This is a genomic window from Serratia sp. (in: enterobacteria) (assembly GCF_046715635.1).
Lineage (GTDB): Bacteria > Pseudomonadota > Gammaproteobacteria > Enterobacterales > Enterobacteriaceae > Chania.
On record NZ_JBKJYW010000033.1, the window covers coordinates 1 to 13,591 of the forward strand.

The window sequence follows — 13,591 nt, forward strand, 5'->3', positions numbered from 1 at the left end:
CCGAAGGTGCCAAAGTGGGGATCCTGGATGCGGACATTTATGGCCCGTCGATCCCCAACATGCTGGGTACTGAACATGAACGCCCAACATCGCCGGACGGCCAGCATATGGCTCCGATCGTGGCGCACGGTTTAGCGACCAACTCTATCGGCTATCTGGTGACAGACGACAACGCCATGGTATGGCGCGGGCCGATGGCCAGCAAGGCGCTGCTGCAACTGTTGCAGGATACACTGTGGCCGGATCTGGATTATCTGGTGCTGGATATGCCGCCAGGAACTGGGGATATCCAACTGACGCTGTCGCAGAATATCCCGGTGACCGGTGCGCTGGTGGTGACGACACCACAGGATATCGCCCTGCTTGATGCCGCCAAGGGCATTGTGATGTTCGAAAAGGTGCATGTGCCGGTATTGGGCATCGTTGAGAACATGAGCATGCATGTGTGCAGCAACTGTGGTCACCACGAGCCAATTTTCGGCACCGGTGGGGCAGAGAAGCTGGTGCAGAAATACCATAGCCGCCTGTTGGGGCAGATGCCGTTGCATATCTCGTTGCGTGAAGATCTGGATCGCGGACAACCGACCGTGGTCAGCCGCCCGGACAGCGAGTTTGCCGAGATGTACCGTCAACTGGCGGGGCGCGTCGCGGCTCAGATGTACTGGCAGGGGGAAGCGATCCCTACCGAGATCTCCTTCCGCGCGCTCTGATACGCCTCGAATTACGTGCCCGGTTTTCTCCATCGCTCCAGCCCTCTCCCCAAAAAGGAGAGGGTGTTGTACAGAGTGGCGATTGGCTACAGAGTTTGCTCTGTCGCTGTCTGGTCTGATAGTTGCGGTGTGGTGGGCTGGTGAAAAAGTCAAACTGCGGCGTGTTCCCGAGTCGCTGATTTACAGTAGCGTAAAAACTTAAATCCTCCGGTACAAAGAAAATCTGAGCGTAAATCTGGGGATTATCTCCCGTCTTACCGTCTAAACGCTGGCGCCAGGAGTACTAACTCCCTATAATTAGCGTGTTTTACACCCCCTTTCCCCACATTGAAATCAGGTCTTTAATTTTATGACTGACAAGTCGCATCAGTGCGTCATTATTGGTATAGCTGGCGCATCAGCCTCCGGAAAAAGCCTTATTGCCAGTACGTTATACCGCGAACTCCGCGATCAGGTTGGCGATCAACATATCGGTGTGATCCCGGAAGACAGTTACTACAAAGACCAGACGCACCTGACCATGGAAGAGCGGGTCAAAACCAACTATGACCACCCCAGCGCCATGGATCACAACCTGCTGTTCCAGCATCTGCAAATGCTGAAGTCCGGCCAGGCGATTGAGCTGCCGTTGTATAGCTACACCGAACATACGCGTAAGAAAGAGACGATTCATCTGGAGCCAAAGAAAGTGATCATCCTTGAGGGGATCCTGCTGTTGACGGATATCCGCCTGCGCCAGGAAATGAACTTCTCGATCTTTGTCGATACCCCGCTGGATATTTGCCTGATGCGCCGTATGAAGCGCGACGTGAATGAGCGTGGCCGCTCCATGGATTCCGTGATGGCGCAGTACCAGAAAACCGTCCGCCCAATGTTCCTGCAGTTTATTGAGCCTTCAAAGCAATACGCCGATATTATCGTGCCGCGCGGGGGTAAAAACCGCATCGCGATAGATATCCTGAAGGCAAAAATCAGCCAATTCTTTGAATAAGTCATTAGCAGGCCAGCATGTTTTGCTGGCCTTTAGCGAACTATTTGAGTCCTGACATAGATCTTGAGCCCGTTGTGTGGCAATTTTCGTATGAGTTTATGCGCCTTGATGGAATGGAGAAAATAATGAGACTGTGCGACCGCGATATAGAAGCCTGGCTGGATAACGGAAAACTGGTGATTTCACCGCGTCCTCCCATTGAGCGTATTAACGGGGCCACAGTGGATGTCCGCCTGGGCAATCAGTTCCGTGTTTTCCGTGGTCATACCGCTGCCTTTATCGATCTCAGTGGCCCAAAGGATGAAGTGAGTGCCGCCCTTGACCGCGTAATGAGCGATGAAATCGTGCTGCCGGAAGGCGAAGCCTTCTTCCTCCATCCGGGGGAACTGGCGCTGGCGGTGACGCTGGAATCGGTCACCATTCCTAACGATCTGGTCGGCTGGCTCGATGGCCGCTCTTCGTTAGCTCGCCTGGGGCTGATGGTGCACGTTACCGCACACCGTATCGATCCAGGTTGGCAAGGCTGTATTGTGCTGGAGTTCTATAATTCAGGTAAGCTGCCGTTGGCACTACGCCCTGGCATGTTGATCGGTGCGCTGAGTTTTGAACCGCTTTCCGGGCCTGCGGCACGGCCATACAACAGCCGCCAGGACGCGAAATACAGGGATCAGCAAGGGGCCGTGGCCAGTCGTATTGACAAGGATTAACAGCGAACCGGTATTGCGCTGACACGAGGATGGCATGAGAAGACTACTGACTGCTTTGGTGATTGTGCTGGTGGTGCTGGTGGCAGGAATGTCTGCCTTGGTGCTGTTGGTTAATCCGAATGATTTTCGCAGCTATATGATCAAGAAGGTTGAGCAGAGCAGCGGCTATCATCTGACGCTGGAAGGCGACCTTCGTTGGCATGTCTGGCCGCAGCTGAGCATTCTTGCCGGGCGAATGACGCTGACTGCGCCTGGCGCAGCGGCTCCTGCGGTTAGCGCAGATAATATGCGTCTGGATGTCAAACTGCTGCCACTGCTCTCCCACCAACTTTACGTTAAGCAGGTGATGCTGAAAAATGCCGTCATCCGTTTGACCCCCGACAGCGCAGAGCAAAACCAGCCCGATGCCCCTATCGCCCCCGGTGGTAACCCGGTGGATGATAGCTCAGGATCCCTGTGGAAATTTGATATCGACAACCTGCGGGTGGTGGACAGCCTGCTGATCTGGCAACGAGCCAACAACGAGCAGATCAACGTTCGCGATATCAATCTAACCCTGAAGCAGAATGACAAGCACCAGGCGCAGATAGATCTTTCCAGCCGGGTGAATCGCGATCAACGCGATCTGAGCTTTAACCTGGTGGCGAATCTCGATCTGCAACAGTTTCCCCGGCAGATAGGCGCGCAGGTCACGCAGTTTAGTTACCAGCTTGAGGGCGCAGATATTCTTGCTGGTGCCATCAAGGGGGAGGGGAGCGCACAGGCGGTTTATCAGCAGTCATCGCAGCAAATTGCCTTGAGCCAACTGATGCTCAGTGCTAATGATAGCCAACTGACGGGGAGTGCTAGCGTACAGTTGGGGCCAGTGCCGACTTACACCTTGGCTCTCAGCGCCACGCAGCTCAATCTGGATGCGCTCTCGGGCTGGCAGACAAAAGCCCCTGATGAGGCGAAACCGCCGCAGCCGGTGACTTCTTCCCCGGTGATCGCCAACCAGGCGGACGATCCACAACAGAATTTACAGGCGTTACGTGAGTTTAACGCACAGCTCAAGCTGCAGGCGGATCAGGTCACCTACCGAGGGATGTCGATTAACCAGTTGGCGGTGCAGGCAAACAACCAACAGGGATTAATGACGGTGGCTACGCTGTCTGGCAAGTTGGCCGGCGGTGATTTCTCCCTGCCTGGTTCGATGGATGCGCGAACTGATAAGCCGCTGATTAAACTGCAGCCGCAGTTACGGCACATTGAGCTGGGCGAGGTACTCAAGGCCTTCGACATGCCATCGGCGTTGACCGGTACGTTCAACATGCAGGGCGCTTTGAGTGGAGACCGCCTCAACGCCAAGGCTTTCGAACATCGCTGGCAAGGGACGGCGGAACTGTCCATGCAGAATGCGCAACTTCATGGTTTGAATATTCAACAGCTTATCCAGCAAGCCGTGGCACGTAATGACAGTAGCGTGCGTGGTGAGGATAACAACCAGCGCTACACCGCCGTGCAACAAATGAACGCCAAGGCCAGCTTGAGCAAGGGGCAGATCACGCTCAGCGAGCTACAGGCAGAGTCACCGGTGATGAGCCTGACCGGCAGCGGTACGCTAGATATGCCCGGAAAACAGTGCGATTTAACCATGAACGTACTGGTGACGGGAGGTTGGCAGGGCAACAATGCGCTGATTGCACAACTGCGCGAAACACCGATCCCGCTGCGCGTCTATGGCCCGTGGGATCAGCTCAATTATCAGCTGCAGGTCGATCAACTACTGCGTAAAAAGCTGCAGGATCGTGCCAAGGATGCCTTGAACAAATGGGCAGAGAAGAATAAAAGCTCTCAGGAAGGCGAGGATCTGAAAAAGCTGCTCGATAAGCTTTAAGCCTTATCAAACACTGCCCGCGCTCTCTTTAGGTTGGATGAGCGCGGGTTTGCCCCTTCTGCTTCTATACCCTATAGATTTCAAGCTGGCCGCTCATATTCATCTGGCATACTGCTGATGGCTTCCCTACAATAAGGGATCTGTTAATGAATAAAGCAAGGATTGACGGTGTCAAAAGCGAATTCTAATGCCACCATTGTGGATATTGCCCGCCGAGCCAACGTGACCAATATCACTGTCTCCCGTGCTTTTAATAAACCCGAACTGGTAAAGTCTGAAACGCTCAAGAAAATTCATGCTATTGCCAAAGAGCTTAATTATGTTCCCAACGCTTTCGCACAGGGATTAAAGAAAAGTAGCAGCCAAATTATCGGCATTGTTACCAGCAGCATGTATAACCCTTTTTACTCCAATCTGATCCAAACCGTATCGCGTATTGCTCGCATGCAGGGTTATCAGATTATGCTGTTTGATACCGACGGCAGTGAAGAGGCTGAAATGCAGGCGGTACAGGCGCTATTCGGTTATAAAGCGCGGGGCATTTTGCTCTCTGCCGTACGCGACGATCGGCACTATCAACCCGCCTATCTTGATCAGGCCGAACGCTATCACACTCCGCTCATTCTGATTGATAGAGACATTTATAATCAACAGCTTAGTGGTGTTTTTCTCAACAACCAAGAGATTGGCAAGCTGGCCGGGAAATATTTGGCCGCGCAGCCGGAAAGTAATATTCTGATCTTGGGCGGCCCTGCCGACTCGGAAATTACCCTGACGCGAACCCGGGGGATTATTGATGCTCTGGAGGAGAAGGGGAGTAAAATCACCATTATCAATGGCGACTATGATTTTATTTCGCAGGCGGCACGGGTGAAAGAATATCTTGCCGATGAACAGCATCAGCCGGATTATATCGTTGGCCTCAACGGTATTATCACGCTGGGTGCTATTTCGTTGTGCCATCAGTTGGATATTTATCATCGGGTGAAATTTTTCTCGATCGATGAACCGCCTAAGGCGCGGGATTATGGGCAACATATTGCCGGGGTTTATCACGATACGCAGGTGCTAGGGGAAATTGCGGCGGAGTTATTGTTTAATGCGATAAAAAATAATCACAGCGATCAACCTTTACGGCGGGAATTCTTTACCGGGATGCTACTTGTCGAGTGATGTGCTGCCCCTCACCCCAACCCTCTCCCACAGGGAGAGGGAGCTGATCCGGTGATGCTATTGGGTGCGAAAGCTAATCTGTGGCACTGCGAAAGGGGGCTGCATGCTACGCCTGTTTAATGTATTCAGTATTGAGGTCGGGTACTGAGGTTAATCCGTGCCACGTTCGGTCCCCTCTCCCTGTGGGAGAGGGTTAGGGGTAATTATCTGAATTATCAGGCTAATCCCATCCCATTACTGCCCATAGTACGCATTTTTACCGTGCTTGCGTAAAAAGTGCTTATCCAACAGCGCGGGTTGCATTGGCGGGATCGTCGGAGTCAATTGCCGCGTGGCCATCGCCATAGCCGCCACTTCCTCCATCACCACCGCATTATGCACCGCATCCGCCGCCGTTTTTCCCCAGGCGAACGGCCCGTGAGAATAGACCAGCACCCCAGGCACCTGTTGCGGATCGCGCTTCGCCTGTTGGAACGTCTCGATAATCACCTGGCCGGTTTCCCGCTCATAGTCGCCAGCAATCTCGTCCTCACGCATGGGGCGCGTGCAGGGAATGTCGCCATAAAAATAGTCGGCGTGTGTGGTGCCCAGAGCCGGGATCGCCTGGCCAGCCTGTGCCCAGATGGTGGCATTACGGCTGTGGGTATGGACGATGCCGCCGATAGTGGGAAAGGCACGATACAGTGCCAAATGGGTATCGGTATCCGAGGACGGTTTACGCTGCCCTTCTCGGATCACGCCGTCCAAATCCACCACCACCAGATCGTCGACCGTCATCACCTCATAGGCGATCCCCGAAGGTTTGATCACCACCAGCCCCTGCTGGCGATCGATCGCCGACACGTTGCCCCAGGTAAAGGTCACCAAACCATAACCCGGCAGGCTGAGATTGGCCGCCAACACCTGCTGCTTCAACTCGCTTAACATGTGATGCCTCCCTGTTTCATCTGCTGCTCGATCCAGCTTTTGGCCTGGGCGATATGTTGGATATCCTGGCCATCGTTGCGTGTCCACATTTCCAGCAGGAACGGGCCACGATAGTTGAGCCGGTTTAACACGGCAAACGTATGGGCAAAGTCGACGCAGCCGCTGCCGAAAGGCACATCGCGGAATTGCCCTGTGGTGCCCGGCAGTACCGGCAACGTATCTTTTAAATGGATGGCGGTGATCTTTTCGATGCCCTGTTCCAGCTCAAAAGCGACGTCATTGCCCCAGGCGCTGAGGTTGCCGATATCGGGATAAACCGTAAACCACGGGCTTTCAATCTGCCTGGCAAACTCGCGCCACTTGCTGATGCTGTTGATAAAGGTGGTATCCATAATCTCCACGGACAGCATCACTTGGGCTTTGGCTGCCAGCTCTACCGCCCATTGCAGGCCTTCGATAAAACGCTGGCGCGTATGGCGATCGGCAGTTTCGTAATAGACGTCATAACCTGCTAGCTGAATATTCCTGATCCCGACGTCGACGGCGAAAGCCAACGCCTTTTCCATCAAGGTGCGCGCCTGTTGGCGGATGGCGGCATCATTGCTGCCAAACGGATAACGACGATGGGCGGATAAGCACATGCTGGGCACCGTGATGCCGCTGTCAAAACGGGCGTTAATTAGCGCAAGCCGCTGCTGACGATCCCAGTCCAGACGCTGTTGGCGCTCCGGCTGCTCATCAATGGAGATCTCCATAAACTGGAAACCCAGCTCGCTGGCGATACCCAGGCGTTGTGCCCAATCAAGATCTGCTGGCAAGGCCTTCTCGTACAGCCCAAGAGAGACGTTATTAGTGGTTTGCATGCTGGTTGGCCTCATTTAATGCTTGGGCGATATTCAGGTAGCCCGTATAGCGATCGCGTAAGCGTCTGTTTGCTGCCGCGTCGGGATAATAGATATGCACTTCAGGCTGAATAACCTGTACGGCCTCGGTAAAGCTGCTGTACTCCCCGGCGCCAACGGCGGCACAGATCGCCGCGGCCCGGCAGCCACTTTGCTGGATATTCACCACTTCCAGCGGCAAATTACCGGCGTTGGCAAACATCTGCATCCAGACGTCGGACTGCGTAGGGCCGCCGGTCATGCGAATACGCTCTACGCGTGGATTCAGCGCGACCAGACGATCCTGATGAACCAGATGAGAGAACACGATGCCCTGATAGATCGCGTGCACGATATCGGCCATATCATGGTGCCCGCTCAGGCCAATCAGCCCGCCTGGCAGATGGCTACCGAGGTTGGAACCGAACAGATAAGGCAGGAATGTGATGTCGCTCGGCTGCTTGTTGCGTTCTTGCACCCAACGGTTGAACTGCGCATAGCGTTGATGATCGTTGTCGCAAAACTGACGTAGGAACCAGGCCAGATTGCTCGCTGAGGTTGGGCTACCCTCGTGGACAAAGTAGCGGTCCTCCATGCAATAACGCCCCCAGGCAAAGGGATGGGAGGAGGGGATCAGGTTTTCCGTGACGCAGGTAGCGATCGACCAGGTACCCGCCACCGCGCTCAGTGTGCGATCGTCGACGACACCCGAGCACAAGGCCGCACCAACCACATCAAACAGCCCACCATACACCGCCGTTCCTGCGGGTAATCCGCATTGGGCGGCGGCAGTGGCGGTCACTTGCCCGGCAAGCTCGGCGGAACCTAGCAGCGGCGCGGTTTTATCGGCCACTTCTTCAATGCCGAATGCTGCCATCAATACCGGGTCGTAGTCGGCTGTTTGCTGGTTAAACAGGTTGCTGCCAGAGATGTTGGTGATCTCTGCCGTCGCTTCACCCGTCAGGCGAAAACGCAGGTAGTCATGAGCCATCAGCACCCGATCAATCGCCTCATACTGCGCGGGTTCATGCTGTTTCAACCAACGTAGCAGTACTGCCGGATGGCTGTTCCAGATGGGTTGCAGGCTACGCGGGTAGGTGACGGCTTCGATGCCTTGCTGCTGTAACTCAACCACCATTGAACCGGCACGAGTATCGGAAGAAACGATGCCGTTGCGCACCGGGTGGCCTTTTTTATTAATGGCATATAGCCCTTTACCGTGAGACGAGAAGCTCACGCCGCGCACCCGATCGCCGGTTATTGCCGCGAGGCTGAGTACCTGGCGAATGGTCTGGCAAAGGTCGCGCCACAGGGGTTCCATCTCACGTTCCGAGAAGCCGGGCTGTGGGGAAACCGTTTCTCCATCACACTCCGCCACGGCAATTTCATCACCGTTAGCCCGATATAAGCCCGCCTTGATCAGCGTGCCGCCAATATCAATGCCCAGAAAATATTCCATATCGGTTCTCCCTGCTTATTTACGGCGGCTGGAACTGAGGTAGATAGCGGCGAGGATAATGCCACCCTTGACCACGTTCTGGATGTAAGGCGATACGCTCATCAGGTTGAGGCCGTTGTTCAGTACGCCAAGCATCATGGCCCCGACCAGCGTGCCGATAATGGCGCCCCTGCCACCGGAAATGGCGGCCCCACCAAGCACGACGGCGGCGATGGCATCCAGTTCAAAACCTTCACCGGCGTTGGGCTGCCCGCTCATCAGGCGTGAAGTGAGTACCAACCCTGCGAGTGCGGCGGTCGTTCCACTCACCACATACACCAGGACTTTGTAACGGGGTACGCGAATACCGCTCAGGCGCGCGGCCTCTTCATTACCGCCAATGGCGTAGACATAGCGGCCAAACGGCAGGTGGTTAAGCATCAGGTAGGCCAGGATATAAACGCCGACCATGATCAGCACCGGTACTTGAATACCCAGTACGGAACCGCGGCCGAAGAAGGAGAACATGTCTGGCAGGCCAGAAATCGGATAGCCGCCGGTGTACAGCAACGCCAAACCACGGGCGATCCCCATCGAGGCCAGGGTGACGATAATCGGCGGCATGCGCAGATAGGCAATGCAGGCACCATTCGCCAGGCCAAACAGGGCGCCGATCGCCAACGCGGCGACCATTGCCAGAGGAATAGGGATCCCTCCCAGCATCAAGCCAGCGGCAATTGAGCTAGACAGTGCCATCACCGGCCCGACCGAGAGATCGATTCCCCCGGTCAGGATTGCGCAGGTCATACCCACCGCAATAATGGCGTTGATCGACACCTGGCGTGCCACGTTGGTCAGGTTGTTGACCGTCAGGAAGCTGTCATTAAGCCCGCTCATTATCAGGAACAGAATGGCGAAGCCGATAAAAGGCAGCATCGCAGGGTGGTGCAGCAACTTCTCCCAGCGCTTGCCGAGGCTCTGCTTCTGGGGCGCGTGTGTAGGTGGGGATTGTTCAATTCCGATCATAATGCACTCCCGGTTGCATGAAGCATGATGTTATGAGATTCGATTTCATCACCTGCCAATTCGGCCACAATGTGGCCACCACGGAACACCAGCACGCGATCGCAAACGCCGATAATTTCCGGTAATTCGGATGAAATCATGATGATAGAAATGCCTTTCTGCGTGAGCTGTTGCATCAGCTGATAGATTTCGGATTTGGCGCCGACGTCAATGCCACGGGTAGGCTCATCAAAAATAAGGATGTTGCAGTCATTGTTTAACCAGCGGGCAATGACCACTTTCTGTTGGTTACCGCCGCTCAGGGTGCTGACGGCGGTATCCGCATCCGGGGTTTTCACCCCCACCGCGCGGATCAGGCGCTGAACGATATCGTCGTCCTTACGGGCGTTAACGAATATCTTGCCGAACCGCTCATGGCGGTTGAGGGTGATGTTCTGCGCCACGGAAAATGGCAGCACCAGCCCTTCGGTTTTACGGCTCTCCGGCAACAGACCAATGCCTTGCTTCAATGCCAAAGCCGGGTTACGCAGGGTGGTAGGCTGGCCACTAAGGCTGACTTGCTTGCGATAGCAGGCGCTGGCACCGATCAGCGCGGAGACCGTCTCGGTTCGGCCCGAGCCCACGAGTCCGGCAAATCCCAGGATCTCCCCTTTAAACAGGTGGAAGCGATCTTCCTGCTGATGTTTGGTGCGCTGAATGCTGGCTTCCAACAGGCGTACCGAAGTATCGACAGGATGCGACTTCACCGGGAAGGCATTTTCAATTTTGCGCCCGACCATCAGCTTCACCAGCTCATCCACGTTGGTATCGGCCGTGGGCAGCGTTTGCACATAGGTGCCGTCACGCAAGACGGTGATCTGATCGCAGATGGTGAAGATTTCATCCAGGTGGTGTGAGATGAAAATCATGCCGACGCCTAACAGTTTCAGGTCGTTCATTACGCTGAACAGATGGTCGGCTTCACCCGGCGTCAAGGTGGCGGTAGGTTCATCCAGCACCAGTACGCGGGCGTCCAATGATAACGCCTTGGCAATCTCGACAAACTGTTGCTGCGCTACGCTCAACTGTGCCACCGGGCAATCCAGATCGATATTCACCGTCAGCCGCTTGAAAATAGCCTCGGCTTTCTTGCGCATCGCTTTTCGATCTAATAATCCCCAGCGGTTCTTGATTTCCCGGTTGAGGAAAATATTGTCCAGGGCGTTCATGTAAGGAATAAGCGAGAACTCCTGAAATATGATCCCCACTCCGGCATTAATGGCTTGCCGATAATTATCAAACTGGCGGCTGGTGCCCTCCATGATTATTTCACCAGAGTCTGGTTGGTGAATGCCACACAGGATTTTCACCAGCGTCGATTTACCGGCTCCGTTTTCCCCTAGCAAGGCGTGTATTTGGCCGTGTTGAATGGTGAGGTCAATACCGTCCAACGCCTTCACGCCCGGAAAGGACTTCTTGATCTGTTTTAATTCTAATAACGCCGTCACGGTTAACTCCTTCGGGTTTTATACCCACCGTTGCGAAATCTATCGGGTACCAACCTCAACCGGCTCGTTGTGTTGTAGGGGCGCCGCATGCTGCGCCCGCTTACCTGAATGCAACGCCTACCTGGATAATCAATGCGTTGGTTTGGGGCAAACATAGGTTTGCCCCGCTACACATTCAGCAACCTTGCCGCTTTGTAATCGATCTCAAGGCTGGCGTTTACCAGCTAAAGCCTTTGGCGTTGCTGCTGTCGATCAGCTTCACTTTCACCGGAATGGTGCTAGGAACGTTGGCACCCCAATGGCGAGCCAAGGCAATCCCCAAGGCAATACGTGCCTGATCGCGTGGGAACTGTGCGGAGGTGGCGATAAACGGCGAGTTAGGCTTCAAGATCTCTTTAATCGCTTCTGGCTGGCCATCGACGCTGACCAATTTGACCTTGGCACCGTTACTCTCAATGGCTGCCAATGCGCCCAAGGCACCTACGTCGTTGACGCTGAAGATACCGGCCAGATCGGGAGTGGATTGCAGCATGTTTTCGGTTACGGTTAGCGCAGTATCACGCTCTTGTTTGCCGTTCTGCTTGGTGACAATCTGCATTTCCGGGTGTTTTTTAATGGCGTCCTCAAAGCCGCGTACGCGCTCCAGGATTGGCACCACCGGGATACCGTCCAGGATCGCCACTTTGCCTTTGTTGCCCAGAGATTTGGCCAGGTATTCACCTGCCTGGAAACCAGCATCATAGTTTTCCGAACCGACAAAGGAATCCAACGGGCCTTCGGCCTGGGCATCGATCGCCACGACAACCGCTCCGGCCTTGTGGGCCGAGATCACCGCCGACTGCACGCCAACCGAGTCTGTTGGGTTAATCAGTAAAATATCGACCTTCTTTTGCAGCATGTCTTCCACATCATTAATCTGCTTTGAGACGTCATGATGGGCATCTGCAATATACAGCTTGGCGCCAATATCACCGGCGGCCTGCTCTAATGCCTGTTTCATGGAGACGAAATAGTCGTTGTTCATTTCCTGGAAAGAAACGCCAATGGTGATCTGTTTGGCGAATGTCGATTGGCTGGCCAGCAGCATGCCGCCGGCGAGCATCACGGGTAAGGTTTTCTTGAGCAATGAAAACATAGTTTATTCTCCTGTTGTAGGGCGGTATTTTTCTTTCAGTGTTATTTATAATAATTAGGTCGTTATCGGCCAGGAATCGGCCTCGCCATTAAAGGGCGATATCATTGTTTGCTTAAAACTAATCACTCAAAATTAAGGAACCAAAATAACCTTGATGGAATCTGTTGAATCGGCCAGGGCGAAGGCCTGATCCCATTCGTTTAATGAATAACTGTGGGTCACCACGCCTTTGGAGGTCACCAGGCCGCGTTCGAAAAGATCGATGGCAATTTCATAGCTGTAAGGCGCCAGGTGCGCACCGCGAATATCCAACTCTTTGCGATCGCCGATGATTGACCAGTCTACGGTGGTTTCCTTGCCAAACACGCTGAACTCGACAAAGCGGCCAAGCTTACGGATCATCTGCAATCCTTGGGTAACCCCAATCGGTGCCCCGGTCGCTTCGATGTAAACATCACAACCGTAGCCGTCGGTTAATGCCTTGACGATTTTATCGGCATCTTCCTTGAGTGGGTTGATGACCACATCGGCACCGAACGCTTTTGCCAGTTCCAAACGTTCGTCAATAGCATCGATGACGATCAGTTTTTTGGGCGTTTTCAACTTGGCGACTTGCACCATACACAGGCCCAATGGCCCGGCACCGGCCAGCACCACGACGTCGTCTAGCTGGATGTCTCCACGGGCAACGGTGTGGATGGCGCAAGCCATTGGCTCGATCAGGACGGCATCTTCATGGCTGAGGCTTTCCGGGATCTTGTGTACGATGGCATTGGCGGAAAAACGCATATATTCCGACATTCCTCCCTCGGCCACATCCTTTTGGAAGCCGTAGATATTGTGTGTTTCACACATCCAATAGCTGCCGGACTTACAGTAACGGCATTCCCAGCAAGGTACGATCTGCTCGGCAATGACGCGCTCGCCGATCTTGTACTTCTGCTCTGTGCCTTCCCCCATGGCAACAATGCGACCATAAAATTCGTGGCCGGGCACGACCGGCGGTTTCACCCAAGGGTTTTCACCCCAAAACATTTGGGCACCGTTTTTACATTTACAATCGCCGGCACAGATCCCACAACCTTCAACCTTGATCACCAACTCCTTGGCTTTAGGCAGCGGGGTAGGGACTTGTTCAAACCGGTAATCCTGCGGGCCATGGCAAACCACCGCGCTCATTTTTTCGGGTAACTGACTCATTTTCCTCTCCATTATCATGCTAGATAGCGATACAAAATCA

The 13,591-nt window shown here is 54.2% G+C and carries 12 protein-coding genes; 5 read left to right on the forward strand and 7 right to left on the reverse strand.

The window, feature by feature from the left end; genetic code table 11:
• The 5 genes from apbC to ACLQ7H_RS01380 all read left to right on the forward strand — a co-directional run.
• On the forward strand, positions 1 to 710 hold a 710-nt coding region (gene apbC, locus ACLQ7H_RS01360), incomplete at its 5' end, for an iron-sulfur cluster carrier protein ApbC (protein ID WP_411751116.1).
• A 349-nt stretch (positions 711 to 1,059) separates the two neighbouring features.
• Positions 1,060 to 1,701, forward strand: coding sequence for a uridine kinase (gene udk, locus ACLQ7H_RS01365; protein ID WP_021180590.1), 642 nt, complete (start codon positions 1,060 to 1,062; stop codon positions 1,699 to 1,701).
• Between the two features lie 125 nt (positions 1,702 to 1,826).
• The gene (gene dcd, locus ACLQ7H_RS01370) at positions 1,827 to 2,408 is read left to right on the forward strand and encodes a dCTP deaminase (protein ID WP_024484888.1); all 582 of its coding nucleotides are present in this window, start codon (positions 1,827 to 1,829) and stop codon (positions 2,406 to 2,408) included.
• A 34-nt stretch (positions 2,409 to 2,442) separates the two neighbouring features.
• A complete protein-coding gene (gene asmA / locus ACLQ7H_RS01375; protein ID WP_411751117.1) occupies positions 2,443 to 4,284 on the forward strand; it encodes an outer membrane assembly protein AsmA in 1,842 nt (613 codons plus the stop codon).
• A gap of 168 nt (positions 4,285 to 4,452) precedes the next feature.
• Complete coding sequence (locus ACLQ7H_RS01380) at positions 4,453 to 5,457, forward strand: LacI family DNA-binding transcriptional regulator (protein ID WP_411751118.1); 1,005 nt, start codon at positions 4,453 to 4,455, stop codon at positions 5,455 to 5,457.
• Positions 5,458 to 5,691: 234 nt separating this feature from the next.
• Here ACLQ7H_RS01380 and araD read toward each other — a convergent pair whose 3' ends face one another.
• From araD to ACLQ7H_RS01415, 7 genes are all read right to left on the reverse strand, one after another.
• Positions 5,692 to 6,384, reverse strand: coding sequence for an L-ribulose-5-phosphate 4-epimerase (gene araD / locus ACLQ7H_RS01385; protein WP_411751119.1), 693 nt, complete (start codon positions 6,382 to 6,384; stop codon positions 5,692 to 5,694).
• Positions 6,378 to 7,247: an L-ribulose-5-phosphate 3-epimerase gene (locus ACLQ7H_RS01390; RefSeq protein WP_411751120.1), complete on the reverse strand. Its 870-nt coding sequence runs from the start codon at positions 7,245 to 7,247 to the stop codon at positions 6,378 to 6,380. The genes araD and ACLQ7H_RS01390 overlap by 7 nt, the downstream gene beginning before the upstream one ends.
• The gene (locus ACLQ7H_RS01395) at positions 7,234 to 8,724 is read right to left on the reverse strand and encodes an FGGY-family carbohydrate kinase (protein WP_411751121.1); all 1,491 of its coding nucleotides are present in this window, start codon (positions 8,722 to 8,724) and stop codon (positions 7,234 to 7,236) included. Before ACLQ7H_RS01395 ends, ACLQ7H_RS01390 begins: the two co-directional genes overlap by 14 nt.
• A 15-nt stretch (positions 8,725 to 8,739) precedes the next feature.
• A complete protein-coding gene (locus tag ACLQ7H_RS01400; protein ID WP_411751122.1) occupies positions 8,740 to 9,729 on the reverse strand; it encodes an ABC transporter permease in 990 nt (329 codons plus the stop codon).
• Complete coding sequence (locus ACLQ7H_RS01405; RefSeq protein WP_261161388.1) at positions 9,726 to 11,216, reverse strand: sugar ABC transporter ATP-binding protein; 1,491 nt, start codon at positions 11,214 to 11,216, stop codon at positions 9,726 to 9,728. The genes ACLQ7H_RS01400 and ACLQ7H_RS01405 overlap by 4 nt, the downstream gene beginning before the upstream one ends.
• A 217-nt stretch (positions 11,217 to 11,433) precedes the next feature.
• Positions 11,434 to 12,351, reverse strand: a complete 918-nt coding sequence (locus ACLQ7H_RS01410) for a substrate-binding domain-containing protein (protein ID WP_411751123.1) — start codon at positions 12,349 to 12,351, stop codon at positions 11,434 to 11,436.
• 132 nt (positions 12,352 to 12,483) lie between these two features.
• A complete protein-coding gene (locus tag ACLQ7H_RS01415) occupies positions 12,484 to 13,551 on the reverse strand; it encodes a zinc-binding dehydrogenase (RefSeq protein ID WP_024528572.1) in 1,068 nt (355 codons plus the stop codon).
• Positions 13,552 to 13,591 lie beyond the last annotated feature (40 nt).